Below are 25,527 nucleotides of genomic sequence, written 5' to 3'. Positions count from 1 at the left end.
TTTATAATTTCAAAAAAAAGGAGGCGCTTTTATGAAGTATCCGATCCATCACGTTCAAGTGACTGTGCCTGATGTTGAAAAGGCCGAAGCTTTTTATGATCAGTTGTTTGAACTATTAGGCTATGATATTAGCCAAAAATTTAAAGGCTATCTGGAACATGCCGATATGCAAGTCATCGAGTATTTAGGCGAAAACTTTGATTTCGGAATCTGTTCTCCTAAAAAAGAATATTTACAGGAGCAAGTAGATGCCAGAAAACCTGGAGCTTTGCAGCATCTTGCTTTTTTTGCAGAAAGTCGTGCAGCTGTTGATACTTTTTATCAGGGGCTAAAGCAGACTGAAGCGAAGATCTTGCATGATGAGCCGCGAGAATACAAAGAAAAAATTGCCCCTCATTACTATGCGGTCTTTTTTGAATCCCCGGACGGGCTTCGCTTCGAAGTATTTCATTACCCAGAATAGTAAAAAAGCTCGCCAATCTATCAGTTTAGATTGACGAGCTTTTATTCTCTCAAATCGTCTTTACGTGCAGTAGCGAAATTCTTTGTCCGTGATCATGCGAGCAATCGTTAATCCTAACGGTAAACATAATAGAATCAGCAACGCTTTCGTTGCCCAAGTCGCGCCTTGTCCAATCTGATAATCGCTCATATAATAGACCGCCGTATAAATATAGAAACCCGGCACCATGATCACGATCGAAGGTACCGTTAGAGCAATCCGCGGATAATGTTCTTCCTTATTGAAAAAAGTTGCGCAAAGACCTGCGACGATCGCCGCCACTAACGCTGCGGTAGCAATCGTAAAATTGAATACATCGATCAACTCCAACCGCAGTGTATTGGATACCGCTCCAATCAATCCAGCAGTAGCCGCCATTTTGTGCGGGCTGTTAAATAAAATTGAAAAACCATAGACGCCGCAAAAACTGGCGATGATCCGTAAAATAAACAACAGCAGCGGCGAAAGATCCTGTGGCACGAAGGGCTGAGGCTGCAAATTTAAAACTAGCGCTGCTACCCAAGCACTAAGAGTCGCGATGGCAAGGATCAAAATAGAATAGACCAGTCGTTCAATCCCTGATCGCATGTATAGTTTAGCCAAGTCCAAGCAGCTGGTGATAAAGGGAAAGCCCGGTACAATAAAGAGCATCGCCCCGATATAGCCTGCTTGATGGCTCATCTTGATAGGCAAAAAATAAGCCAGCGCATAAAAACTGATGCCATAAAACAAGCACGCCGTGAAGACACTGAGAATGATCCAAGCAGTCAACGTCAATTGTTTATCCAGCATTTTCTTCCGGAAAAATTGTCCGATAAAGGCTCCAATAAAAGTGCAAAAAAGTTCAATGATTCCGCCGCCTAATAAAAAAATAAAAGCACCGCAAGCTACACCGGACGCCAAACAACTGACTAATGTGGAATGTAACCCCTTTTTAGCTTGAATCGCATCCAACTGATGATGAATCTCCTTGGCGTTTTCATTTAAATAATCGGCCTTAAAACGATCGACTAGTCGTTCCAAATCCGCCAACCGGTTCGTATTGACCCCTACGTTGGGGATCGAAAGAATCCGCGTCAAGCTTTCATTTCCCTGGTAGCAAGTATATTCAAGCGAACGAATCCCCAGACTGACACTGCAAATCACGTCAAGATTACGAGCAACCCTATTCATGGCTTCACGAATCCGCCATGCCCCAGTTCCACAAGCCAGAAACATAATCCCGATTCGACCGATAATCGCCGACTTGGTAGGCAGATCCGTCAGTAAGATTGGCACATCCTCCATTGGAATAAAATTTTCTTCGTACAAAGACATCGTGTGCTGAAAATTATGCTTTCCAGCTTCATGCGGCTGATTCGTTGAATTCATTCTGCCTCCTTCACGTCATTTCAGATCAACAACGTTTTTATACTTATTAATCTATTATCGCAAATTTTGAGAACCTTGAAAACTATTACCTCGATTTTCAAAAAAGCTTCACGAACGCCCTCAGGTTTTGAGTGCTTTCGTGAAGCCTTTTTGATTTATTATAAGTGAAGAATGCCATAAATAATCAGTGCCAGACCTATTAATACATTCAAGCTAAAGCCAAATTTATTTTTCATATTGAGGTTATTCCCAAAATTAGCGGCCAAACTAAAAGCAGACCATCAAAAACATCGAATTCCCTCTTCCATTAAGAATTAAGCCGTGGCTTGCTCTGGCAATACCAAATAGACTGGCTGAATCCCAAGCTTGGTTAAATAACGTTGAAAATCAGTAAAGGCCAGCACTAAAGTGGCCGTATTGACATTGGGATGAAAGCCAATCTTGGCCGTTTGATCAATCGCCTGATCAATCACTAAAGTAATTTGCCGCTCCCTATCGTGAGGCAAGGCTAACGGCGTGACAGCTCCAGGGGTCAATCCCAGTAAACCAAAGAGCCGCTCCGCCGAAGCAAAGGATAAATGACTCTCACCGAGGATTTTTGCCAGAGCTTTTATATCCAACCGTTTCTCGCTAGGACAAATAATAAAATAATTTTGCTTGCTCTTCTTTCCCCGCATCAGCAAATTTTTGACCTCAGTCCCATCGATAGAAAAATCAATCTCCGCTACCGTATAAACGGCTTGATGCTCCACTCGTTCATAGGGAATTTGCCACTCTGATAACAGCTGATACACTTCTGTGTCGGTCGCTTTCGCCATTTCACTCCTCCTTGTCATTTCCTATTGATTCGAAAACTCCTTGATTAGCTTACGCCACGTGATGATGATTTTGTTCACATGATTCGAGACTTCTAACTCTAGCTTTTTAGAATCCGTAACCTCTTGTTCCATAAATCGCTGAAGTTGAGCGATATTGTCTAACAATAGCGTTTGCGCTTTTTGATTCTCTCTAGCCTGCTCTGTAACCAAACTGTCCGCTTCGGCTTGCAGCTGTTGCAAAACAAAAGGGGTCGTTTCTTTGAAATAGGGATAGCCATATTGATTTAGATGCTGCTTATAGCTTTGTAAGATCGCCAATGACTGTTCAAAAACCGTCAACACATCTGTTGTTGGTTCAGGTGCTTTAATTGGTTCTGATTTTTCAGCGATCGTGGCATGTTTTTTTCGTTTCATTCCCCACCGTGTGACAAAAAAAGTGATCAAACAGGCGACCACGATTGTAATCAACACTTCGGGGCGTAATAGATTTTGGCTCATCTGGTTTTCCCCTCTTCAAAAAGATGCTTCCATTATAACCGAAAAAAACGAGAGCATGGAGAAAAATTCCACACTCTCGCTTCTTTTTATTAAAAAAGTGGCTTCAATTTACCTAAAGCCTGCTCCAAATCCGCCAGTAAATCTTCCGTGTCCTCGATTCCTACCGATAAACGTAACAGACCCTCAGTCACCCCTTGCTTTTCTCGTTCCTCTTTGGGTACACAAGCATGACTCATGGTAACTGGATAAGATAAAATCGATTCTACTCCCCCTAGGCTGACGGCGGCGATCGGTAGCTCTAAGGCTTCCGCAAAGCTGTAAACAGCCGCTTGATCGGCTAATTCAAAAGATAAGACTGCTCCGCCGGAAGTTGCTTGCTTTTGCTGAATCCTATAGCCAGGATGGCTTGCTAGTCCCGGATAATGAACTTTTTTGACCGCGGGATGATCTTCTAATAGCTGACTAATTTTTTCAGCACTACGGGCACTTTGGTCCATTCGCAATCCCATCGTCTTCATGCCCCGCATCGTCAGCCAGCAATCTTCAACCCCTAAGATGCCACCAAGAACCTTTTGCTGCAACTTGATCTGCTGACCCCATTTTTCATCATTAGTGACCACCAGACCTGCGACGACATCACTATGACCGTTGATAAACTTCGTAGCACTGTGGATCACGACATCGACGCCTAAAGCCAACGGTTTTTGAAATTGCGGTGTCATAAAGGTATTGTCGATCATCGTCACCAATTGATGGGCTTTGGCTAAGGCAACCACCCGTTGAATATCGGTGACTTGTAGCAATGGATTTGAAGGCGTTTCAAGATAAAGGCCTCGGGTGTTCGGCCGAATCGCTTTTTCCCAGGCCGTCAGATCCGTTTCATCCACAAAGGTGACTTCGATCCCAAAACGCTTCATCACTTCATTCACCAGCTGGAAAGTCCCGCCGTAGATGCTTTTACACATGACTAAATGATCGCCTTGATTAAAACTTAATAGTACCGCTGAGATCGCACTCATCCCTGAAGCAAAGGCGATTCCATAACGACCTCCTTCCATTGTCGCCACCGCTTCCTCTAACGCACTCCGAGTCGGATTACCGAAGCGGGAATAGGTGTAGTCCTGCCCTTCCTTGATAGACGTTTGCTTGAAGGTGGAGCATTGATAAAGCGGTATCGAAGACGCCCCTGTCACTTCGTCAAAGACATTATACCCATGAATTAATTTTGTATTATCTCGCATCGTAAATCCCTCCTGTCATTTCTACAATGCAAGCTTAGCATTAAATAAAGCGGTTTCAGCATTTTTGCAAAGATTCCCATAAGAAACTTAGCGCTCTTTCAGGAATTCTTGGTGATTTCTAATGTATGAAAAAGAAAAAGATGCCGCCTAAGATCACTAATAAGCCAAAATTGACAAGGCTAAAGAGACCCAAAAAACGTTTTGTTTCATCGGGATAAAAGGAATGGAAAAGATTGTAGCCGATTAAATTGGCTAAAGAGGCTAAGAGTGTTCCTAGTCCACCGATATTAACCCCTAAAATGACCGCCTGCTGATAATCGGTAAAAGGCGCGATCAAAAACGCCGCCGGAACATTGGAGATCACTTGACTCATTCCAATACTTGTTAGATAAACTTGTTTACTCGATAATGCATGCAGATTTTCTCGAATGAAATCCGCTTCACCAATATTTCCGACAATAATAAAGAAACAGACGAAGGTCGCCAATAAACCATAGTCCACTCGTCTAAATAAACTCCGGCGATAAAAGAAAACAGCTAAGGCTACCAAAGGCACCGTCCATTGATAAGGAAAGAGATTCAAAACGACTAAGATCATGATAGCCATTAAAGCTGCCAGCAAAAAACTTTCGTTCCGCGCAAAAGTCGCTTGTTTGAATTCGATCTCCTCCAATGAGTCCTTCGCTACCAATAAAGTCAACAGCCATAAAGCGATGATGCTCACCAATAGGACCAAACCCATCCATAGGAGAAATTGACTAAAAGCCACGTGATAATAATCGTAAAGATATAAATTTTGTGGATTGCCAAAGGGGAAAAAACTGCTGCCTAGATTTGCCGCAACAATAATCAAGACACTCCCAAGCAAACGTCCTTTAAACTTCGGCAACAGATTCAAGATCTTTAGATAGATCGGCAGCAAGGTCAAGATCGCTACGTCATTGGTCAAAAACATCGATCCGATCAACGACAGCAGTACCATTAGCTGAACCAAACGTCGGCTGTCCTGCGAGTGATGCAATAATTTCTGTGCCACAAACCGTAAAAGCCCGACTTGTTCAAACCCTTGAATCAAGAGCATTAGCCCAAACAACGTCAGGATCACTTTATAATCAATGTCCCCCGCTGAAAAGCGTCCCACCAGACAGCTGATGATCGCCAAAAACAACGAGATACTCAATAATTTATTGGCTTGTATAAAATCCAAAACTCTTCTCATCTGTCTCGCCTCCACTTTTAGCATACCCTATGAAGGAAAATTCTGGCAAAAAAAAGCTCCCGATAGGCATCGGGAACTTCTATTATTTCGTTTCTAAATCATGTAAGAACAAGCCGCTTAATAATTTGGGCTCAAACCAAGTTGATTTTGGCGGCATGATTTTTTTCGCGTCGGCCACCGCCAATAGATCCTTCATCTGCGTCGGATACATAGAGAAAGCCAATTTGAAGTCCCCTGAATCGACTAGTTTTTCCAATTCTGCTGCGCCACGAATTCCGCCAATAAAATCGATTCGTTTATCAGTACGAATGTCTTGAATATCAAAAATGGTTTCGAAAACATACTTTTGCAGCAAAGCCACATCTAATTTTTCCACTGGATCATTTGGAATTTTCTCCGCCTTAATTGTCAAGGTATACCAAGCTTCGCCATCGTACAGCTGGCAATCGCCGGCCTGTTTCGGTTTCTTGACACCTGATTTCGTCACGGAATAATTTTCTTTTAATTGTTCCAAGAAATCAGCTGGCGGAGCGACCTTCAAGACCCGATTATATTCCCAGATGGCCAATTCGTCTTCTGGAAAAATAATCGACAAGAATTGCTCTGTCTCAGGATTTTGCTCACCATTTTCGCGTTTTTCAAGTCCGATTTTCACCGCCGATTCTGTCCGATGATGGCCATCGGCGATATAAAGCGCCTCAACTTCAGTAAATAATTTCGTCAACTTCTCGATCGTGTCACCTTGATCAATTACCCAAACGCGATGTGTCACCTCATGATAACTGGTAAAATCATAAACCGGCTGATACTCCTGCTGCCAAGCTTTAATGATTTGTTGGATCTCAGTCTTTGGTCGATAGCTTAAAAAAATCGGGCTAGTATTGGCATCACAAGTCCGGATGTGATTCATTCGATCGATTTCTTTTTCATGACGAGTAAACTCATGCTTTTTGATTTTTTCGTCAATGTAATCTTCAATCGACGTACAAGCGACAATCCCGGTTTGGCTGCGCCCATTCATGACTAATTCATAAAGATAGAAATAATTTTGCTCTTCCTTAAAGAGCCAGCCGGCTTTTAAGAAATCTGCTAAATTATCGGCGGCTTTTTGATAAACCTTTTCATCATAGGGGGAAATATCCTCAGGCAGATCGATCTCAGCTTTATCGATATGAAAATAACTATAAGGATTTCCCACTGCAAGTTCTTTCGCTTCTTGCGAATTTACGACATCGTAAGGCAAGGCCGCTACTTGTGCAGCTAACGCTGAAGTGGGACGAATTCCCTTAAATGGATGAACTTTAACCATTAAAATTCACTCTCCTCATCCCGTTTAATCGCTCGAACTCGGACAATCCCTTCGTTTTGGGCCAATTTTTCTGTGATCGCCGCGATTTTTTGCGGATCTGTCTCTGACACATCGACTAGTGTATAGGCGTAATCGTCTTTTCCGCGATTCACCATGTTGTCGATATTCACATCTAATGAAGCAATGTCCGAAGCAATCGAGCCTAGCATATTCGGAACATTTTTATTAATGATGGTAATTCGATAAGGAGAATCAAAAGCCATCTCGACATTAGGGAAATTGACTGAACGTTTAATGACCCCGGTTTCTAAAAACCGTTTCAAGCCACGAGCCGCCATCTTCGCGCAATTTACTTCCGCTTCTTCGGTTGACGCGCCTAAGTGCGGCAAGACCGTGATCTTCTCATTATGCAACAATTTTTCATCGGCGAAATCAGTCGTAAACCCGCCGATCCGTTCTTCATTCACCGCTTTGACCACGGCCTCAGTATCGACGATCTCACCGCGAGCAAAATTCATCAAGTGAGCGGTATTTTTCATTAAGACCAATTCATCCGGTCCAATCAAATGTTTCGTTTGATCAGTCAACGGCACATGAACCGTGATAAAATCACAATTCGTCAGCACTTCTTTAATATCTGTCGCCCGTCTTACCCGCCGAGAAATGCTCCAAGCCGTATCTACTGAGACATAAGGATCGTAGCCAGTAACTTCCATGCCTAAACGATAGGCGTCATTCGCTACCATTGCGCCAATCGAACCAAGTCCGATAACGCCTAATTTTTTCCCTTCAAGCTCGGTTCCGGCAAATTGGTTCTTTTGTGCTTCGGCTTGCTCCTCGACATCTCTGCCTGATAACGTTTGGACCCATTCGATTCCTTGAACCATTGGCCGCACCGCAATCAATAGGCTGGCCACCACCAGCTCCTTCACTGCATTGGCATTCGCTCCCGGTGTATTGAAAACAACGATTCCCTGCTCCGTGCATTTTTTTACTGGAATATTATTCGTGCCTGCTCCGGCCCGCGCCACAGCTACCACTGATTCGGGAAATTGATATTCATGGAGCTTCTGACTGCGTAAAATAATCCCATCTGGTTCGTCACTTTCATTGATGCGATAATTTTCTTGATCAAAACGCGCCATCCCTTCAGGAGCGATCGCGTTGAATGTTTTTATCTGAAACATTTAATTCCCTCCATTTTCTTGTTCAAATTTTTCCATGAACGCAATCAGTGCTTCTACGCCTTCTAATGGAAAGGCGTTATAGAGACTGGCTCGCATGCCGCCGACTGAGCGATGGCCTGTTAAGTTTTCAAAGCCTTCTACTAACGCCGCTTGGTTAAAGGCTTTATCCAAAGCTTCATCACCAGTAACAAAGGGAATATTGGTTAGTGAACGACTGGCTTTTTCTACTGGACTTTTGAACAAGTTTGATTTTTCGATGGCGTCATATAGTAATTGTGCTTTTTCCCGGTCTTTTGCGGTGATTCCAGCTACCCCGCCTTGCTCTTTGACCCATTCAAAAACCAATTTTGCGATATAAATCGCATAAGTTGGCGGTGTATTATAAAGGGAATTGTTTTTCGCCTGCAATGCGTAATCCAACATTGGAGCAAAAACTGCCTCTTGATTGAGAAGATCTTCACGAACGATTGCGACCGTTAATCCCGCGGGCCCGATGTTTTTCTGCGCGCCGGCGTAAATCACACCGAAATCTTCTACTTTATAGTCATTGGCTAAGATATTTGATGACATGTCTGCCACCACCGGTACGTCTCCATAGGAAGGAATCTTGGCATACGCCGTTCCCTCGATCGTATTATTGGTTGTAATATGCACATAAGCCGCCTTTTGATCGACTGTTTCAGGCAGCTCAGGGATAGAAGTAAAATTCTGTTCTTCGCTAGAGGCGATCACTTCAACTTCAATATTTTCTAAGGCTTTGGCGGCACTGATCGCTTTTTTCGACCATGAGCCGGTATTGACGTACAACGCTTTTTTCCCTTGCGCTAAATTCAAAGGAACCATTGAAAACTGTAAGCTGGCTCCGCCTTGTAAAAATAAAACTTTATAATTATCTGGAATCGCCATTAATTCTCGTAATAAACTTTCGGCGTCTTGAATAATCGCTTCAAATAAGGAGGAACGATGACTCAGCTCCATCACCGACATGCCGCTGCCCTTATAATCAAGCATTTCGGACTGTGCGATCTCCAGCACTGGTTTTGGCAGGACTGCAGGCCCCGCAGAAAAATTGTAAATCGTCATACATATTCGCTCCTTTTCGATTTGATAAAACAAGTAACCTCTTTCAGATGTGATGCCAATTATAACAGAAGTATTTAAATGATAAAAGACTAATTTTAAACTAATTTGCTTTTCATTTCATTTTATCTGAAAAAGTTTCAGTTTGATTTGCAAAAAACACTTCGCAATTTTATCCCAAAAAAAATTTTTAAGGACAACCTTTTGTTTGACAGTCGAATTTTAAAAGCGTATGCTATCTATAGTTAAAAATACAACTATTTATTTTTAAAGAAAGAAGCGTATGCTATGTCATTAAATCAACAACAAACGATCAATACAAAAAACGAATTCCAAGAAAATTTTGAACGCAGCGGCTTGAGTCTCAAACAAATCGCCGCCGACTTGAATACGACACCAGATGTGATCGCCGATACTTTAGCATTGAATGTCTCCCGAATCGAAGATCCATGGGTCTTAAAAAATTATTTAGAAGACGCCCTTCAACAACAAGGCATTGCCAGCGTCCCTTTCACCGCTTTAGTTGGTGATTACCATCGCCACTGGTTTTTGAACAGTCGTCGGATCGATAAGAAAAAAATCGGTTAATCACTAAAGTGTGTTCTTTAAAGAGATAATAATGTTTGATATAAACGATTCCCTTCCCTGCCTTTTGATTATCAGAACAAACTAAAAAATACCGAAGATCTCTTAACGGATCTTCGGTATTTTTTGTTTATTACAATTTGAATCAAAAAGCTTAATCCATTGAATGAAATCGGGAACGACTCTTCTTTACCTGCTTTACAGCATTTTTCGACTGAATATTTCTGTCATATAAACAAAATTTATCATAACTAACGTTTTTGACTATACCTTCGTTTCTTCATTATACTTCCCTAGCACTTAAAATTTAGGAGGATTTATTTATGCTTACAGGTTTAAACCTATTGAACAACCCATTCTTAAATAAAGGGACTGCGTTCACTAAAGAAGAACGCGCAAAATACGGAATCACAGGCATGCTGCCAAGCACCGTGCAAACACTTGAACAACAAGCCGTTCAAGCGTACGGACAATACTTAAGCAAACCATCAGATTTAGAAAAACGTATTTTCTTAATGAACATCTTTAATACAAATCGGACCTTATTTTTCAAATTGATGGGCCAACATTTAGTCGAATTCATGCCAATCGTTTATGATCCAGTCGTAGCAGATTCAATCGAACAATATAATGAAATTTTCGTTGAACCACAAGACGCTGCTTTCCTTTCAATTGATGACCAAGCAAGCATTAAAGAGAGCTTGAAAAACGCTGCAGCTGGTCGCGACATTCGTTTGATTGTTGTAACTGATGCTGAAGGAATTCTTGGTATGGGCGACTGGGGTGTCAACGGTGTCGATATCGCAATCGGAAAATTAATGGTTTATACTGCCGCTGCTGGTATCAATCCTGCTCAAGTTCTGCCTGTTTCAATCGATGCTGGTACAAACAACGAAGAATTATTGAACAACCCGCTTTACTTAGGAAATCGCCACGCCCGTGTCGAAGGCGATACTTACTATGAATTTATCGATGAATTTGTTGAGTCAGCTACCGATTTATTTCCTGAATTGTTATTACACTGGGAAGACTTTGGCCGCGGTAACGCTGCAAATATCCTTGAAAAATATCAAGATAAGATCACTACCTTCAATGATGATATCCAAGGCACAGGGATTGTTGTGCTTGCTGGTGTCTTAGGCGGGTTAAATATCTCTGACGAAGTGTTGAAAGATCAAAGAATTCTTACTTTCGGTGCTGGTACTGCTGGCGTCGGTATTGCGAATATTCTATTAAAAGAAATGGTCCGTCAAGGAACACCTGAAGAAGAAGCACGTAAACACTTCTACCAAGTCGACAAACAAGGGTTATTATTTGAAGACACTGAAGGCTTGACACCTGGCCAAATTCCATTTGCTAGAAAACGAGCTGAATTTACCAACAACACTGAGTTAACCAACTTAGAAGCTGTTGTAAAAGAAATCCAACCAACGATCATGATTGGTACTTCTACTCAACCAGGTGCGTTCTCAGAAACAATCGTCAAAGAAATGGCTGCTCATACAACTCGTCCAATTATTATGCCTTTATCAAATCCAACAAAATTAGCTGAAGCAACGGCTGAAGACTTAATTAAATGGACGGATGGCAAAGCGTTAATCGGAACGGGTATCCCAGCTGACGATGTTGAATACAAGGGTGTGACTTATCAAATTGGACAAGCAAACAATGCTTTGATGTATCCAGGCTTAGGCTTAGGGTTGATCGCTTCAACATCAACTCGAGTAAACGATGAAATCATCTCTCAAGCGAGTCGCGCACTAGGCGGAATCGTTGATGTCACAAAACCAGGTGCATCGATCTTACCTCCAGTCGCAAAAATCACTGAGTTTTCTCAAATCATTGCGGAAACTGTCGTGAAATCTGTCATGGATCAAAAATTGAACCGTGAAGACATTACTGATGTAAAAGCTGCTGTTGAAGCAGCCAAATGGCTTCCAGAATACTAAAAGAATTATTTAGTCAAAATGAAAGCAATAAAACGCTCTTAAGAGAAGGAGTAGAATATTCTACTCCCTCTTTTTATGGCATTCATCCATGTTTTATCAAAGAAAGGACGTCTCCAATGGCACAAAAAGAACCCTCAACTGCTACACCAGTTGAAGAAAAAAAGACCGGTTTTTGGTCAACCAAAATTTCCGGCGTTAGCTTACCAATTTATTTGATTATGGTAATTGTATTAATCATCGCAATCGCCTTGAAAAAATTACCGACGAATATGATCGGCCCAATCGCTATTTTAGTTATTTTCGGAAATTTATTCCACTTCGTCGGTAATAAAATTCCAATCGTCAAAAGTTATTTAGGTGGTGGCTCTGTTTTTGCGATCTTTGCTTCTGCAGCAATCGCAACATTTGGCATCTTACCTGATTATGTCGTTGAATCAACAAAGAATTTCGTAACCAATATGGGCTTCTTAGACTTTTATATTGCCGCTCTGATTACTGGTAGTATTCTAGGTATGAACCGCAAGCTACTAATGAAAGCTTCAGTTCGGTTTATTCCCGTGGCACTTATTTCTATGATTGTTTCTTTCTTCGCCGTTGGACTTGTCGGTATGTTGATCGGTAATGGCTTTGCCAATTCTGTTCTTTATATCTCATTACCCGCTATGGCTGGTGGTGTCGGTGCAGGCGCTGTACCCCTATCAACCATTTATGCGCATGTTTTAGGAACAGATGCTTCTTCGATTATTTCTCGCTTGATTCCAGCAACCGCCATGACCAATGTTTTAGCAATCATCGGTGCCGCTTTAGTTGCTCGTGCAGGGCAATCATTTCCTAAGATTAACGGTAACGGAAAATTGATGGAAAAAGGCGATCTTGGTGACGGTAAGCCTCGCGAAGTCAAACCAGATATTTTCCAATTAGGCGTGGGCATGATGGTGGCCTTGACCTTCTTCATCCTTGGTCAAATCTGTAATTTCTTTGTGCCTAAAATTCACGCGTATGCCTTCATGATTATTATCGTGGTAATTTGTAAAATCACCAATGTATTACCTGAATATTATGAAGATGCAGCGATCATGTTCAATAATTTAATCGTTAAAAACTTAACAGCCGCTGTCTTAGCTGGTATCGGTATTGCCTTATTGAACTTAAATGTCTTAGCTTCTGCTTTGACATGGCAATTTGTCGTTTTATGTTTAACCAGTGTGATCGTTATTTCACTTGTTTCTGGCTTCGTCGGTCGCCTATTTGGCTTGTATCCGATCGAATCAACCATCACTGCCGGCTTATGTAACAACTCAATGGGCGGCACTGGGAATGTAGCTGTATTGTCTGCGGCAAATCGGATGGAATTGATTGCTTTTGCGCAAATGGGTAACCGTTTAGGCGGAGCCATCGTCTTAATCATTTCTGGTTTCCTGATGCAGTTATTCTCCTAAAACTTTACTCTTGTTCCCTCCTTCTAAAAAAGCTTGTACGTGATCGTCTTACGACTACGTACAAGCTTTTTTTTCTGATCTGATCCAGCCAAAAGTACTATCAGTTGCTTGAAATTTATTATCATGCTAAAACTAAGCGTAAAAGTAACTCTCTTGAGACACTAGAAAGGATTATTCATTATGAATAAAGGCAGAGTTGAAGCATTTTCTGATGCGATCGTAGCGATTATTATGACCATCATGATCTTAGAATTTAAAACCCCTGAAGATTTTCATTGGCAAGCTATTTTAGAAAATTTGACCTATTTATTCGCCTATGCCGTCAGTTTCTTTTTTATCGCGGTGGCTTGGTACAATCATCATTATATGTTCAGCCTAACGAAACATGTAACAAAGCGGATTTACTGGGTCAATAATATTTGGCTCTTTACAATGGCTTTGATTCCCGTCGCCACCGCCTGGGCTGGAAAATTTATGTCCCATCGCGGGCCAGAATACTTTTATCTTTTCATCTTTACCCTTTGGAGCGTCGCCTATCTTCGGCTTAGCAAAAGCTTTGAACAGTTACACCAAGAAAAACACCCCATTATCAGTCAAAAAATTCGGAAGATGGGACCTAATCAATATATGAGCAGCCTCTATTTTCCTCTAACCGTGATCATTATCGGAATTGGGATCTATTTCTATCCTCCCATCAGTCTAATCGCGACCTTGATCGAACTGATCATTATGGCTTTTTGGACTAATGATGATAGTGATAAAATTTTTGATGAAACGATCGAATGAATGCTCCGCTCCTGACAAGACAGGAGCGGTTTTTTATAGCATTCCGCTGAACCACAAACTTAACAGCACAATGGCCACTACAACTATTGTAAAAAGACTAACCGTTAATGTTTTAATCAAAATGTCTTTTTTAAAACTGCGTTCCTTTCGAATTTTGCTCACATCTTCGCCTTCCATATAAGCAACGATTTCTTTATAGGTTTTAACATCGTTGTCCTTTTTGATTTTCTCGATTTTGAAGGCTGCCCACATACAAATCAGCCACAAAATAAACGGAATCCATAACCCTTTGTTCCCCAAAATCTTCCATGCTGGTCCAAATGCGACTGCCGCTGCACCAATCGTTCCCACCATGATCCAACTGTACTTATTCATTTCATCATTTCCAATTAATTTTTTCATTGTTTCCACGTCTCCTTTGACAAGTTCATCTAAAGTCACGTCAAAAAGAACACTCAGCAATAACAGATTATGGATGTCAGGATAGCTTCGTTCATTCTCCCAATTAGAGATCGTTTGGCGAGAAACGTAGATTTTTTCAGCTAGCTCTTCTTGAGAAAATCCCGCCGCTTCTCTCAATCGTTTGATCTGTTTGCTTAAATTCATTTTATCCGCTCCTTTAGCCTCACTTTAGACCTTGCTAAACAGGATCACTAGCAAAGCTCTTTATCATCGGCTGTTTTCCCCTTGTCAAAAGTCTTTATCACGCAGAAAAACCTTCTATTAGCAGCTTTTCAGCATGATTGATGAATATTATTTGGTAATGTTCATCAATTAGTGTATCAGAAAATACTCGAGCGCATAGTCAGAACCGACAAAAAAAGCCTCAGCGAATATCGCTGAGGCTTTAATCGAAAAATTATTCGGCTTTTGAACGGCGTACGTAGCTTTGGTAAAGCAAGATACCTACAACTGAGAATCCTACTGGTCCAGCGATCATCCAAAGTGTATCGTGCGGGCCAGCGCCTTCGATGATTGGTTGGAAGATCGTAAAGACATTCGCACCCAATACTAATAAGAAGACAATGACACTAATAGCCATAGTCATACCATGAGATTTGTAAACTTCAAATGGACGTTCCAAACCATCTTTTTTCTTGAATTTAGGGAACGCATAGATCAAGAACAAGTAAGGTAATGTCATTGATACGTTCGCCATCAACGTCAAGATATTGTAGAAAGCAGATGGGTCTGGTGCAGCGAATGAAGCGATCAAGATAATCGCAACAACGATCGCACATTGTGCCCACATTGCATAACTTGGCATGCCATTTTCATTCAACTCAGTGAATTTCTTCGGCCATAATTTTTTCGGTGTACCCATAATCAACGTCTTCAATGGTGAATACGTCAATGTAAAGAAGGCGCCACTGTATGCTAAGAACATACCTAGACCAGTATAACGAGCAAACCAGTTCCCCATACTGATAGCAGCTGCTTGGCTAAGACCGATGCCTTTACCAAATTCAACTCCTAAGTTGTTCATCATAACATAAGAAATATTACCTAAGTTTGTTGTATCACCTGATAAAACGTCTTGCCAGTTTGTGCTGACACCCCATAGGAAGATTCCTAGAGCGTACCCAACCGAAATAATCAAGGCAGAAAGAACAACCGCTTTAGGGAATGTTTTTTCTGGGTTACGGGTTTTATCAACCATCCCACCAACAGCTTCCAAACCGCCGTAAGCGAAGATCGCGAATACCGCGAAACCTAGTAAACCGATTGGACTTTGATAACTTGGATTTGGTGAGTGTAAGATATGATCAAATGGTTGCGCTAAATGTCCGCCATTTGTCACCAAAATAATTCCTGAAATCACAATCAAGACAACGTTCAAGCTTGTTACGGCTAAGCCACCTAAGCTTGTAATTTTGACGATCCCTTTAACCCCTTTGATTGAGACTAAAGTAACGATGATCATCCATACGCAGGCTAAGATCCCAACCATTTGTGTTGAACTTAGACCGAACATATGCAATTTTTGCGTTTGGTCACTTCCGGCAAAAGTTGTTGTAAATGGAATCCATACCTTTGAAGATGTTGATACCATCCATACAACGTAAGAAGCAAACCACATGAACGTTCCGATAAATGCGAAACGAGGTCCTACGCTGACTTCCAACCATTTATACATCCCACTGTTTTCACCTTTAATGGTAGAACCAAATTCTGCCATCATCAACGCGAAAGGAATGAAAAATAGAATCGCAGCCACAACGTAAAAGACGATTGAGCCATACCCCATCAAGTAAAAGGCTACCGGGCCATTGGCAAACCCAAATACTGAGGTAAAGATCATCATGACCAGAGCGCCAAGCGTCATGCCTTTTTCTGCTTTGGACATTAAAACCACTCCTATTCAATTATAATCTGGGAACTGCCGTAAAAATAAATTCAAAAAATTATCACTAGTTATTAATTGAGCAAGAATATTTCAACAGTTAAAAATTCCCAAAGCTAACTTTACAATGAAAAAAGACAAAGCGCAAGAAAGCAAAATTCACTGAAAATTCTAAACAACTTAAAATTTTATTGGTGTCATTCAAGCAAAAAAACTTTTCTCCGAAATGATAAAATAACAAAAAATCAATTTTTGTAAATAAATATTTCTTATTTGTTTTTTTATCTTTTTTTCAGCAATCGATTAAGCACTGTTATACCAATAAAATACTAAGTTAAAAATAAACTGAAACCGATGCCATTATAACCCTTGATTTTTATTTCAAATTAAAAAAAGACAAGAAAAATAGCTAGTTCCTTGTTTTAAAACGCTGTTAAAATTAAAAAGAATGATCAAAACATTTTTTATCACTAGAAAGATGATAAAATGATTTGAAATATTTTAACGAATCACCATTTAAAGCACATTTTCTAACAATCAAATAGTTCAGTTGAATTTAATTTTTATAATCAGTCAAATTTTATCAATCAAGCCCCTAGAACAGAACATAAAAAAGGAACTCCTGTTAGGAATTCCTTTTAAAATAGTATTAATGGCCTAGCTTTTTCCAAAAATTATTATGATTGATCCACAACCAAGCCCCGGAGAGAATAGCTAACCAAAGCATGACGCCACCGTTTAGCAAAACGGGATTCAATTCCATTAAGACCCCAACTACATACAAAGCAATTAAGATCGCCCCGATTAAGAAAGTCCCAAACAGCCATAGCATCAATCCGTAGTTGCCTACGCCGCGAGTAAAGAGCTGACTGACATTAGTCCAAGTCACATTTAACAAGCGATAGTCGCGACTGAAAAAATACAGCGACATGAGATAAGTCCCCCACAGCGTTCCGACAACGAAAGTGACTAGCAAGAAGAGCGGCAAATGAATAATAAGACCGATTATTATGCTTATGCCGCCAGCAAGTGCCATTTGGATCTTACACCCTACCCAAAATTTTTGACGTAAATATTTTCTTAATGATAAAGGTAGTGATTGAATAAAGGAAAAGTTCTCACGATCCAGTGAAATCAAATTACTGACAAAAGACGTTTGATTCAACATGACGCAAGCAAAAACAATTCCACTAACGAAGAACACTCCACCAAATTTCAGAGACAGTGTTCGAAGGTCTACCGGATTCGTCGTCACCATCGTCGCCAACAGAATGATCGGCATAATCAAAGATGAGGTCAAGACTTGCATGATCAAATTGGGATTTTTCAACAATTGAACATTATAGCTGCCCAATTGTTTTTTCAACGATCGATTCTCTTTCCGTTTACGTTTCGTTGCAACAGTATGAGAGCCCTCATCGCTGAATTGTTCGTATAAGCTTGGTACCACAAAGCCTCGCAACGCCAATAACAGCAGACCTGTCACCAACAATAAAGCCACTAGTGGCAAGAGCCCCCCCACCGAAAATAAGTCATGCATGACATGGTAAAAAGGAAGAAAAATGGCGAAAGGATGACGATCGACTACGTTGGCTGAATGATCGACGGAATTTTGCGAAAAATTAATCGCTAACACGCCTCCAACAGAAACGACCATTGAAAAGCCCAGCATCAAGCTAGTAAATAATTTTTTATGCTGACGAAACAACTTGGTCTTAGTCATGCCAAACACAATCAAACTACAAAAACTAAACAGCAAAATAAAAAAGATCAAAAATAGCAAAATCGCCGCAATCACTGCGATTGGGATGAATTGACCGCTTCTAAAGGCGGTCAAAAAGAACAGAATCAACAATGGCAATAAAAAGGGAACGATGGTCATGCCCACCGCCAAAAATTTAGCGATAAAGACTTCGCCTTGTTTAATCGGCAATGCTAAATAATCTTGCAAGTCTTTACTTTCAAAGAAGACATTGAAGATCGCCGATAAAGATTGAGAGAAACCAATCAATGCAAACAGCGCCATATAATAGGTAAAGAACCCTGGCAGTTGCGAAAAATCGATCATCACCATCGTGGCACCATAGACAAAAAGAAAAATTAAACCAGACAGCACATATTGTTGCAGAATGCTGCGAATCACTTTTTTGCCTTTGTGGCCTTTTTTACGAATTTGATTGGTTGCAGAAGGATTGACATACAGCATATTCACTGCGATCAGACGCTTGATGATTCCACTATTCATGGGCGTCCCCCTCGATTTCTGCAACTAAATCTTCATCCGCTTTACGCCCAGCCATTTTCAAATAAACACTTTCTAAAGATTCATTAGGGTAATCTTGCAATAGATTTTCCACTGAACCATTATAAATCAACTCGCCTTGCTTCAAGATTGCCAATTCATCGCAAAGCTGTTGCGCCGTATCTAAAACGTGTGTTGAAAAAATGACGGTCTTCCCTTTTTCAGCATGCCCTTTGATCATTTGTTTCAAATCAAATGCCGCTTGAGGGTCTAATCCTTGTAAGGGTTCATCCAAAATCCAAATATCTGGGTCCGGCAGCAACGCTCCGATAATAATCGTTTTTTGTCGCATCCCATGAGAAAAACTTTCTAACGTCTCGTCTTCATGCCCTACTAAATCAAATAAACTGATCAGCTCCAGTCGCCGGCGCTCTTCTCCCTTTAACTCATAGGCCGCTTCGATTAAATCCCAATATTCATTGGCAGTTAATTGTAAAAACATATCCGGCGAATCCGGCACATAAGCGATTTTCCGCTTAATCGCCAGACGATCTTCCTTCAAGTTTTTCCCATCAAATAAAATCTCACCTTTTGTAGGTTCAATGATACTGACTAGGCTTTTGATCGTCGTTGATTTGCCCGCGCCATTGTGACCCAAAAAACCAAAAATCTCGCCTTCTTTGATCGTTAAATTTAAATTATCCAACGCTTTTTTCTCACCATAACTTTTTGTCACCTGTTTTAATTCAATCATACCTCTCACACCCCGCTTCTCTTGTACTTACTTCAATACTATACGAGAAAAAGGCTAGCCTGACAAGGAGCTACAACAGAGCTGGCGCTATTTAGCAGATTTGAATTTCATGACGTAGTTGATTAAACTAACCGGTTTCATCGTTACCTAGACCTTTATTACCAAACGAAAAAAGCTGCCTGGATTATCCAGACAACTTTTCAGGCTTATTTGACCCGTACGGGGAACCAGATTTGAAAATGGGCATCTTCTGGATTCGCGTCTAAATACAGTTCAATATCCGGCAGTTCCGCATACTCAAATCCTGAAGTTGGCAGCCATTCCGTAAAGATCTGTGTCTGCATCTCTTGAATCGCTCCCGGCATCGGGCCGCTGCCAGAAAAGATCGCCCACTTCGCTGCTGGAACTTCGTATTGTTTAAAACCTGCAGGGATTTGGTCACTAGCTACACCAATGACATACTCCCAATTCTCTTGAATCTTCGAGGTCATCATGCTGATTCCCATGACACCAGGATTCGCTTGATCCATGATAGGAAATAATTTTTGCAATTCCCCGCTCGCGCTGACTTTGCTCCAAAATTCCGGGATCATCTTTTTATATTTTTCCATATCTTGATCCAACTCGATCCCCACACCCGCTACTTTGAAGGCTTCTTTTTCAACTAATTGATATTCCATTGCATGCACTCCCTTTACCGTAATTTTGAAGGTCAACATGGGATAGCTGGTTAATTTTACGCCAGCTTGCTTTGCTTCCTGTGGTGTAATGCCGTGAATTTCTTTAAATACCCGATTAAAAGATGTAGGGGAATCGTAACCATATTTCAGGGCGACATCAATCACTTTTTTCCCTTTTTGCAAATCCACCCCTGCCAAACTCATTCGACGGCGGCGAATATAACCCGCAAAAGTCACCCCGGCAATATAAGAAAACATCCGCTGATAATGATAGCTGGAACACTGAGCCAGTCGCGCTGCTTCCTCTAGCTCAATTACTCCGTCTAAATTCTCCTCCACATAAGCAATACTGTCATTAAAATGATCCAACCAATCCATTCATCTTCCTCCTATAACTACTATAGTTGAGCCGCTTCACAAAAACCTCTCAAAACCTGCCCTTTATTGCGAGCAAACACTCCATCAGTAAAAGCATACCTGGAAAAAGCCCGGCAATGCAAGCAGAAATAAAAGCCTATTCTAAAAAGCTCAGCGTAAAATAATTATAGTTATTTTAAAAATAATTTAGCTTTACTGATTGGCGTTCATTCAGCATATAATTATACACAACAGTTATTTAAATTGGTCTACTCAAACAATTTTAGTCAAAAAAAAGACACTCACAAAGGAGCATCTCTTCTCAGAATAATTTTCCAGTTCTAATGGCAAAAACTGTGCCTAGTAATTCGAATATATGTCATTGATATTTATTCCGTTACAAACTATACCTTTATACTCGTTTTCCTACAAATCCGATAGTTCATAGACAGGTCATATAATTGCGCCTTTTTGCCCCTTTTTTGCCCCTATGTATGTCAGATTACTGTTGTGTCATAAACATATGTGATATGCCCTTTCAAACCAGCAATTCCTCTAAAGAACTTTTTGTCTTCTTGTTTATTCCAGACATCTCTCCATAGAAAAAAGTTTTCTCTACTTATTTCTATTTTCTCAATTTTCCCATCGCGTAAATCTTTGATCTGTTGCTCATATGCATCCATGCATTCCACCTCAAAAATATTATAGCAGAATTCTTAATAAATTGTTCGCTTTACAAAAAGAACGTATGTTCGTACAATATTTTTGAGGTGAGCAATATGGCTTATGATGATGAAAGTGCGAAACAACTTTTCATGGAAGCGAAACGTGTGTATGAAGATAGAGGTATGCTGAAATGGATGTCAGGATTCTTCCTTTCTGATCACACAGCTGCCATGAAGAAAGATAAGACGGAACGAGCAAAGGTTAACGAACAGAAGACACAAATGTACACTCATGAGATTACGCAAGTGTTAGAGCATGCTCGTTTAAAGTCTCGACCTGTTGCTATCCAGCTAGAGCAGTTAGACGTTGAAGGTCATTATCTTGACGATATCACTGGCATGATCCGTGGCTATGACGAATTAGGAATCTACATTGATGATCAAAAAGTTGATTATGACGAGATCCGGCATGTGGAATTGTATGACTGGAAAAAGTGGAGCAAATTAAAATGAACCCGATTTTTCAATATGAACAAGGTTATATTCCCTTCTCTGATTTACAACAAGTTCTGTGGGATTTTGGACCGAATGCTATTTTCGATGTTGGTGAAAGATGTTTTTCTTTCTATTTAAATAAAGCTAGTGGATTTACTAATTGTCAGTTTTATATCAGAAAATATGGGAGTGGTTTAAATGCAGAGTCTGAATGGTATTGTGAGTAGCATCAAGATAATCAAGTATTCTGAACGTCCCCTCGTCTATTTTAAAGTTAACGATCAATCGTGTTTGATCGCTGCACATTCGTTGAATTTTTTGGCTGATGTGGAAAACGGGATGCGAATAGCAATTGCTGGTGAGTTTAATAGCAGAAAGCAGTTTGTAGTTAAACGGTATGGAGTGATTGGAAAAACGATGATTATGAGGCAAGTTGAAATGATGACAATGTAAAAAAAGACCTTAGCTTTCGCTAGGGTCTTTTCTTAATTATTCTCTATTAATCTAAGAATAGGTTTTTGCTCATCTAATTTATTAGACCTTGAAATAGATCGTCCTATGATCTTTTCTACCTCTTCTCTTGGTAAACGGAATAAATAGTTCAATTCACTCTGTGGCAAAACATCATTTTTAACTATCATTTCATAGACCTTCTTGATTAATGTAGGTTTTTCAACAGGAATCTCATCATCATAGGGCTCTTTTGTCCTCCATTTATTCCTTGAGATTTTTTTATTTAAATACAGCCTTTGATCATCATTGATTAAACCCATTAAATAAGTCTTATAGATCATAGCTTGAATTGAAACTTTCCAATACTTTTTTAGTTCTATATAATAGTCTAACGATGTAGACATCAAAGAATCCGAAAAGGCTTCAGATGGCAGTAAAAAATGCGAAGCAAACAGATTCGCTTGTCGCTCGATAACATTCTTTAATTCTTGGGATGAATAATCATGAATACTTTCAATGCCGTTATGTAAGATGATATGCCCTATCTCATGTGCGACATTAAAACGTCTTCTAACAGATGATTCGTTATTATCTGTTAACATAATAAACGGCCTATCAATAATCCATCTTGAAACGGCATCTAAACTTTTATCCGACATATTAGCCTCTGATATGATTATCCCATTTTTTTCAGCTATTTGAATCAAATTTTGGACGGGGGAAATCGAGTCTATGTTCCAAAGTCTTCTCAGTTCCTCAGCCTTACTAATAATTTCTTGCTCTGAAATTTCATGTACATCTTTTTCAAGCAAATCCGGCAGTTTTACTTCTGGGAAATTAACGTATCTAGCTAGGATCTTAAAAACTTCATAACAATACTTCAATCTTTCTTTTTGCATATCTCGAGTTCTTTTTGTTGCCGCACTCTGACTTCTAAAATAGACAGGTCCATTGTGTAAGTCAGGCATTTCTTCCATGAAGAAATTTCTAGGAAAATTTAAAACCGAAATAATCCTCAATAAGCTGTCTGCCTTTGGTTTTGTCTTACCGGACTCATAATTAGAAATCATTTGCCTTGAAAGACCCGACTTTTCAGCCAAGTCCTTCATAGTCATTCCTTTAGCTATTCTTGCAGAAGTTAGTTGTTTGGGGTTAAATTCCTTTCTCTCTTGCATAATCCTCACCTCTTCTAATAAGCTCTTCAGCTTCTGACGTAAAGGTTAACTGTAAGTCGTTACTAATATCTTCCGAATTGGCAAGAAGTACCGGAGCATTTGTAATATCCACTTGATCTATCCAACCTGACACACCTAAATCTGGTATTCCCAATCGTACAAATTCTAATTTGTGGGCTGATCCCCCATATGTTAATAGTAAAAACGGCGGGTTATTTTCATCATATTTTTGATTTAAATCCTCTGGATCTGTAAACAAATCATATTGTTTATTTAACAAACTTCCTCTATCACGAAAAATTGCCTTTTTGGGAACAGACTGCGGTTTCAATACTTTTGCTGGAGTCAAGATTGCACCTTTTGTTTCTATCATCACATATGTATGACCATTTGGATATCTACTACTTGTTTCATCTGCTATTTCATGCGGAATATTCGAACTTTTCAACACTCTCTTGAGCCCCACATCCACTAATCCATGCCTTACATATCCCCACACCTTTTTCATTTCTTGACGCTGAAAAATTTTCTCGTTTTCTACTAGCTCATCTAAAAAACGATATGCTTCCCTTACACTTAATGATAAAGCGCCTGACAATCTTTTATCACAGTTGTTTTCCAAGTGATTTGATAAAATTTTCATAAGCACACTCTCCTATTAACACGATATATACTATGTTAATAGTTTGCCATTTTATCAAAAAAATGTCAACACTTTTTATGTACCCCGCAGGCCTCGAACCCGCATCTTCCGATATGAACCGGAGTATTCTACCAATTGAACTAAGGGTACTTTAAATGAGTATTATTATTTTTTAAACGTGTTACAATAAAGAAATAGAACGTCAGATCTTCCCCACAGTCCACTTCCCCAAGTAACTGTATCTGACGTTCCCTTTTTTTATGGGCGAGTGACTTCCCAATAGAGTAGATGTTACCTAGAAACCGATTTCTTTGCAAGCATTATATACTTATAAAAAAACTCCCAACTAATTAAGTCTGGGAGACTTCTTATATCTTAATTACAATTAAGAAAGCAAAAAAATAAGCCCCTACAAAACTGTAGAGGGCCTTTTTTAATACGCTAAATTTTGACCTGGATAAATCAAATTCGGGTTTGATAGTCCGTTTTTTTGTGCCAGTGCTTGATATGTTGTACCTAGTTTCGAAGCGATTGATGATAAATTATCACCGCTTCGAACGGTATAACTACGAGTTGCCGAAGCTGTACCATTAACTTTCAATTGTTGCCCCGCATAAATGTAATTAGGATTACCCAAGCCATTCAAGCTAGCTAGACTTTGATACGTTGTTCCATATTTAGAAGCAATGCCACTCAACGTTTCACCACTTTGCACTACATGGATATTTGCTGTGGAAGGTGCTGTGCTTGTCGTTTGAACAATCTCAACATCTTTATTGTTGATCCAGCTCATAACGCCACCTAACAAGACCTTAGATCCAGATACTTCTTGAACCGTGTAACTATTCCCTTTAATAAATGCTGGGATAGCTTGACCAGTTGCCCACGTTGACGCTGAGAAGTTCACTTTCACTTTGAATCCAGCTTTGATGTCATTCTTAGGCGTTTCGTTCGCTTGCTGACCTTGATCAATCGCAGGCGTTTCAGTATCAGGCTTCACAGTAACTTTGCCGTCATCGTCTTTGATAGCTCCGTTATAGCCGTTATCTGTAATACCTGTCAGATCAATATTACCGTCCAAGCCACCAGCGGCATACGTAGATGTAAACTGATAGATTGCTACGCCTTCCATGCTCGGAAAAACACTCCAGACAGGTTTTGGCGTTATATTGTAATTCGGATAGGCAGCCATCCACAACGAGTTAGGGAACTCCGCTAGAATTTGCTGATAGTACACATGCTGAAGCGTGAAAGGCTTGTACGAATAATACATCGGAGTGTAACCGGCTTGTTTAATTCGCCTCATGCCGTAAAGAATTGTATCAGTATTCGCTTGCTTATTAGAGCTTGCACCATGTTCAAAATCCAGAGCGACGATTGACCCTTTCGGCGTTTGAATCTTAGGCAAAAAGTAATCCATTGTTGTTTTTGCAATACTCATACTCCCCCACGTGTCATACCAAATATAGGTATGCGCTCGTTTGCCTTGTGCGATCGTCGAAGCTACTTGACTAGAATAAGTCCACTGATTGTACAAACCACCAGCATTGTATCCACCGATTTGACTAATCGAAAATTTATCCGAGCCATACCCAAATTTCCCTTGTGCTCCTTGATATACAGCCCAATCAACGCCTTGATCACCTTTCGCAGCTTGTACGTTACTCGGAAAAAAAGGCAACAAAAAAAGAGCTGCAACAGCTCCTACAATTAATTTCTTTTTCATTCTAGTCCT

The 25,527-nt window shown here is 40.2% G+C and carries 25 protein-coding genes and 1 tRNA gene; 8 read left to right on the top strand and 18 right to left on the bottom strand.

The annotated features are described in order from the left end of the window. Window positions 1-31: 31 nt before the first annotated feature. A complete protein-coding gene (locus RV00_RS06715) occupies window positions 32-463 on the top strand; it encodes a VOC family protein (RefSeq protein WP_071861844.1) in 432 nt (143 codons plus the stop codon). 60 nt (window positions 464-523) lie between these two features. Here RV00_RS06715 and RV00_RS06710 read toward each other — a convergent pair whose 3' ends face one another. From RV00_RS06710 to serC, 8 genes are all read right to left on the bottom strand, one after another. Further along, on the bottom strand, window positions 524-1,873 hold the full coding sequence (locus RV00_RS06710) for a threonine/serine exporter family protein (protein ID WP_071861843.1): 1,350 nt from the start codon (window positions 1,871-1,873) through the stop codon (window positions 524-526). A gap of 314 nt (window positions 1,874-2,187) precedes the next feature. After that, on the bottom strand, window positions 2,188-2,691 hold the full coding sequence (locus RV00_RS06705; protein WP_071861842.1) for a prolyl-tRNA synthetase associated domain-containing protein: 504 nt from the start codon (window positions 2,689-2,691) through the stop codon (window positions 2,188-2,190). Window positions 2,692-2,712: 21 nt separating this feature from the next. Further along, window positions 2,713-3,189, bottom strand: a complete 477-nt coding sequence (locus tag RV00_RS06700; RefSeq protein ID WP_071861841.1) for a hypothetical protein — start codon at window positions 3,187-3,189, stop codon at window positions 2,713-2,715. Window positions 3,190-3,278: 89 nt separating this feature from the next. After that, on the bottom strand, window positions 3,279-4,430 hold the full coding sequence (locus RV00_RS06695) for a trans-sulfuration enzyme family protein (RefSeq protein ID WP_071861840.1): 1,152 nt from the start codon (window positions 4,428-4,430) through the stop codon (window positions 3,279-3,281). 118 nt (window positions 4,431-4,548) lie between these two features. Further along, on the bottom strand, window positions 4,549-5,649 hold the full coding sequence (locus RV00_RS06690) for an SLC13 family permease (protein ID WP_071861839.1): 1,101 nt from the start codon (window positions 5,647-5,649) through the stop codon (window positions 4,549-4,551). An 82-nt stretch (window positions 5,650-5,731) separates the two neighbouring features. Further along, a complete protein-coding gene (locus tag RV00_RS06685; protein ID WP_071861838.1) occupies window positions 5,732-6,958 on the bottom strand; it encodes a DUF1015 domain-containing protein in 1,227 nt (408 codons plus the stop codon). After that, window positions 6,958-8,145 (bottom strand): 3-phosphoglycerate dehydrogenase family protein, encoded by a 1,188-nt coding sequence (locus RV00_RS06680; protein ID WP_071861837.1) that lies wholly within the window; start codon window positions 8,143-8,145, stop codon window positions 6,958-6,960. Before RV00_RS06680 ends, RV00_RS06685 begins: the two co-directional genes overlap by 1 nt. Continuing rightward, entirely contained in the window at window positions 8,146-9,228 is a 1,083-nt protein-coding gene (serC, locus tag RV00_RS06675; RefSeq protein ID WP_071861836.1) for a 3-phosphoserine/phosphohydroxythreonine transaminase, read from the bottom strand. A gap of 285 nt (window positions 9,229-9,513) precedes the next feature. On the opposite strand from serC, the gene RV00_RS06670 reads away from it, so the two are divergent. The 4 genes from RV00_RS06670 to RV00_RS06655 all read left to right on the top strand — a co-directional run bounded on the left by RV00_RS06670 (window position 9,514) and on the right by RV00_RS06655 (window position 13,984). Beyond that, on the top strand, window positions 9,514-9,813 hold the full coding sequence (locus RV00_RS06670) for a DUF2316 family protein (RefSeq protein WP_071861835.1): 300 nt from the start codon (window positions 9,514-9,516) through the stop codon (window positions 9,811-9,813). Between the two features lie 320 nt (window positions 9,814-10,133). Further along, complete coding sequence (locus tag RV00_RS06665) at window positions 10,134-11,759, top strand: malolactic enzyme (protein WP_071861834.1); 1,626 nt, start codon at window positions 10,134-10,136, stop codon at window positions 11,757-11,759. Window positions 11,760-11,875: 116 nt separating this feature from the next. Then, the gene (locus RV00_RS06660; protein ID WP_071861833.1) at window positions 11,876-13,198 is read left to right on the top strand and encodes a 2-hydroxycarboxylate transporter family protein; all 1,323 of its coding nucleotides are present in this window, start codon (window positions 11,876-11,878) and stop codon (window positions 13,196-13,198) included. 180 nt (window positions 13,199-13,378) lie between these two features. Then, window positions 13,379-13,984 (top strand): TMEM175 family protein, encoded by a 606-nt coding sequence (locus RV00_RS06655; RefSeq protein ID WP_071861832.1) that lies wholly within the window; start codon window positions 13,379-13,381, stop codon window positions 13,982-13,984. A 33-nt stretch (window positions 13,985-14,017) separates the two neighbouring features. Here RV00_RS06655 and RV00_RS06650 read toward each other — a convergent pair whose 3' ends face one another. From RV00_RS06650 to RV00_RS06625, 6 genes are all read right to left on the bottom strand, one after another. Continuing rightward, entirely contained in the window at window positions 14,018-14,590 is a 573-nt protein-coding gene (locus RV00_RS06650) for a helix-turn-helix domain-containing protein (RefSeq protein ID WP_071861831.1), read from the bottom strand. Window positions 14,591-14,843: 253 nt separating this feature from the next. Then, the gene (gene yjeM / locus RV00_RS06645; RefSeq protein WP_071861830.1) at window positions 14,844-16,331 is read right to left on the bottom strand and encodes a glutamate/gamma-aminobutyrate family transporter YjeM; all 1,488 of its coding nucleotides are present in this window, start codon (window positions 16,329-16,331) and stop codon (window positions 14,844-14,846) included. Window positions 16,332-16,977: 646 nt separating this feature from the next. Further along, window positions 16,978-18,573 carry an ABC transporter gene (locus tag RV00_RS06640; protein ID WP_071861829.1) on the bottom strand — a complete coding sequence of 532 codons (1,596 nt, stop codon included), beginning with the start codon at window positions 18,571-18,573 and terminating at the stop codon, window positions 16,978-16,980. Continuing rightward, window positions 18,566-19,324: an ABC transporter ATP-binding protein gene (locus tag RV00_RS06635; protein WP_071861828.1), complete on the bottom strand. Its 759-nt coding sequence runs from the start codon at window positions 19,322-19,324 to the stop codon at window positions 18,566-18,568. Before RV00_RS06635 ends, RV00_RS06640 begins: the two co-directional genes overlap by 8 nt. 206 nt (window positions 19,325-19,530) lie before the next feature. After that, a complete protein-coding gene (locus RV00_RS06630) occupies window positions 19,531-20,382 on the bottom strand; it encodes an AraC family transcriptional regulator (protein ID WP_071861827.1) in 852 nt (283 codons plus the stop codon). Between the two features lie 476 nt (window positions 20,383-20,858). Then, window positions 20,859-21,044, bottom strand: coding sequence for a hypothetical protein (locus tag RV00_RS06625; RefSeq protein WP_071861826.1), 186 nt, complete (start codon window positions 21,042-21,044; stop codon window positions 20,859-20,861). Between the two features lie 96 nt (window positions 21,045-21,140). Between RV00_RS06625 and RV00_RS06620 the strand changes: the two genes are divergently transcribed. From RV00_RS06620 to RV00_RS06610, 3 genes are read left to right on the top strand one after another with little or no spacing between them, the layout of a single operon-like run. Then, window positions 21,141-21,539: a hypothetical protein gene (locus RV00_RS06620; protein ID WP_071861825.1), complete on the top strand. Its 399-nt coding sequence runs from the start codon at window positions 21,141-21,143 to the stop codon at window positions 21,537-21,539. Beyond that, the gene (locus tag RV00_RS06615) at window positions 21,536-21,748 is read left to right on the top strand and encodes a hypothetical protein (protein ID WP_071861824.1); all 213 of its coding nucleotides are present in this window, start codon (window positions 21,536-21,538) and stop codon (window positions 21,746-21,748) included. Before RV00_RS06620 ends, RV00_RS06615 begins: the two co-directional genes overlap by 4 nt. Next, a complete protein-coding gene (locus tag RV00_RS06610) occupies window positions 21,720-21,974 on the top strand; it encodes a hypothetical protein (protein WP_071861823.1) in 255 nt (84 codons plus the stop codon). The genes RV00_RS06615 and RV00_RS06610 overlap by 29 nt, the downstream gene beginning before the upstream one ends. 32 nt (window positions 21,975-22,006) lie before the next feature. Here the strand turns inward: RV00_RS06610 and RV00_RS06605 are convergent, their stop codons facing one another. The 4 genes from RV00_RS06605 to RV00_RS06590 form a co-directional block, all read right to left on the bottom strand. After that, the gene (locus tag RV00_RS06605) at window positions 22,007-23,149 is read right to left on the bottom strand and encodes a helix-turn-helix domain-containing protein (protein ID WP_071861822.1); all 1,143 of its coding nucleotides are present in this window, start codon (window positions 23,147-23,149) and stop codon (window positions 22,007-22,009) included. Continuing rightward, a complete protein-coding gene (locus tag RV00_RS06600; RefSeq protein WP_071861821.1) occupies window positions 23,127-23,792 on the bottom strand; it encodes a hypothetical protein in 666 nt (221 codons plus the stop codon). Before RV00_RS06600 ends, RV00_RS06605 begins: the two co-directional genes overlap by 23 nt. A 78-nt stretch (window positions 23,793-23,870) precedes the next feature. Beyond that, window positions 23,871-23,942 (bottom strand) — tRNA-Met (locus RV00_RS06595). Window positions 23,943-24,225: 283 nt separating this feature from the next. Continuing rightward, entirely contained in the window at window positions 24,226-25,518 is a 1,293-nt protein-coding gene (locus RV00_RS06590) for a LysM peptidoglycan-binding domain-containing protein (protein ID WP_071861820.1), read from the bottom strand. Window positions 25,519-25,527: the final 9 nt, after the last annotated feature.

Source organism: Enterococcus devriesei (assembly GCF_001885905.1).
Taxonomy (GTDB): Bacteria; Bacillota; Bacilli; order Lactobacillales; family Enterococcaceae; genus Enterococcus_A; species Enterococcus_A devriesei.
Note: the sequence above shows the minus strand (reverse complement) of the source record. Positions and strands in the feature narration are given on the sequence as shown.

What these genes read in the sequence shown, in the direction of transcription:
- RV00_RS06715 (WP_071861844.1), top strand. Translation starts at nt 32, where the DNA reads ATGAAGTATCCGATCCATCACGTTCAAGTGACTGTGCCTGATGTTGAA.
- RV00_RS06710 (WP_071861843.1), bottom strand. Translation starts at nt 1,873, where the DNA reads ATGAATTCAACGAATCAGCCGCATGAAGCTGGAAAGCATAATTTTCAG.
- RV00_RS06705 (WP_071861842.1), bottom strand. Translation starts at nt 2,691, where the DNA reads ATGGCGAAAGCGACCGACACAGAAGTGTATCAGCTGTTATCAGAGTGG.
- RV00_RS06700 (WP_071861841.1), bottom strand. Translation starts at nt 3,189, where the DNA reads ATGAGCCAAAATCTATTACGCCCCGAAGTGTTGATTACAATCGTGGTC.
- RV00_RS06695 (WP_071861840.1), bottom strand. Translation starts at nt 4,430, where the DNA reads ATGCGAGATAATACAAAATTAATTCATGGGTATAATGTCTTTGACGAA.
- RV00_RS06690 (WP_071861839.1), bottom strand. Translation starts at nt 5,649, where the DNA reads ATGAGAAGAGTTTTGGATTTTATACAAGCCAATAAATTATTGAGTATC.
- RV00_RS06685 (WP_071861838.1), bottom strand. Translation starts at nt 6,958, where the DNA reads ATGGTTAAAGTTCATCCATTTAAGGGAATTCGTCCCACTTCAGCGTTA.
- RV00_RS06680 (WP_071861837.1), bottom strand. Translation starts at nt 8,145, where the DNA reads ATGTTTCAGATAAAAACATTCAACGCGATCGCTCCTGAAGGGATGGCG.
- serC (WP_071861836.1), bottom strand. Translation starts at nt 9,228, where the DNA reads ATGACGATTTACAATTTTTCTGCGGGGCCTGCAGTCCTGCCAAAACCA.
- RV00_RS06670 (WP_071861835.1), top strand. Translation starts at nt 9,514, where the DNA reads ATGTCATTAAATCAACAACAAACGATCAATACAAAAAACGAATTCCAA.
- RV00_RS06665 (WP_071861834.1), top strand. Translation starts at nt 10,134, where the DNA reads ATGCTTACAGGTTTAAACCTATTGAACAACCCATTCTTAAATAAAGGG.
- RV00_RS06660 (WP_071861833.1), top strand. Translation starts at nt 11,876, where the DNA reads ATGGCACAAAAAGAACCCTCAACTGCTACACCAGTTGAAGAAAAAAAG.
- RV00_RS06655 (WP_071861832.1), top strand. Translation starts at nt 13,379, where the DNA reads ATGAATAAAGGCAGAGTTGAAGCATTTTCTGATGCGATCGTAGCGATT.
- RV00_RS06650 (WP_071861831.1), bottom strand. Translation starts at nt 14,590, where the DNA reads ATGAATTTAAGCAAACAGATCAAACGATTGAGAGAAGCGGCGGGATTT.
- yjeM (WP_071861830.1), bottom strand. Translation starts at nt 16,331, where the DNA reads ATGTCCAAAGCAGAAAAAGGCATGACGCTTGGCGCTCTGGTCATGATG.
- RV00_RS06640 (WP_071861829.1), bottom strand. Translation starts at nt 18,573, where the DNA reads ATGAATAGTGGAATCATCAAGCGTCTGATCGCAGTGAATATGCTGTAT.
- RV00_RS06635 (WP_071861828.1), bottom strand. Translation starts at nt 19,324, where the DNA reads ATGATTGAATTAAAACAGGTGACAAAAAGTTATGGTGAGAAAAAAGCG.
- RV00_RS06630 (WP_071861827.1), bottom strand. Translation starts at nt 20,382, where the DNA reads ATGGATTGGTTGGATCATTTTAATGACAGTATTGCTTATGTGGAGGAG.
- RV00_RS06625 (WP_071861826.1), bottom strand. Translation starts at nt 21,044, where the DNA reads ATGGATGCATATGAGCAACAGATCAAAGATTTACGCGATGGGAAAATT.
- RV00_RS06620 (WP_071861825.1), top strand. Translation starts at nt 21,141, where the DNA reads ATGGCTTATGATGATGAAAGTGCGAAACAACTTTTCATGGAAGCGAAA.
- RV00_RS06615 (WP_071861824.1), top strand. Translation starts at nt 21,536, where the DNA reads ATGAACCCGATTTTTCAATATGAACAAGGTTATATTCCCTTCTCTGAT.
- RV00_RS06610 (WP_071861823.1), top strand. Translation starts at nt 21,720, where the DNA reads ATGCAGAGTCTGAATGGTATTGTGAGTAGCATCAAGATAATCAAGTAT.
- RV00_RS06605 (WP_071861822.1), bottom strand. Translation starts at nt 23,149, where the DNA reads ATGCAAGAGAGAAAGGAATTTAACCCCAAACAACTAACTTCTGCAAGA.
- RV00_RS06600 (WP_071861821.1), bottom strand. Translation starts at nt 23,792, where the DNA reads ATGAAAATTTTATCAAATCACTTGGAAAACAACTGTGATAAAAGATTG.
- RV00_RS06590 (WP_071861820.1), bottom strand. Translation starts at nt 25,518, where the DNA reads ATGAAAAAGAAATTAATTGTAGGAGCTGTTGCAGCTCTTTTTTTGTTG.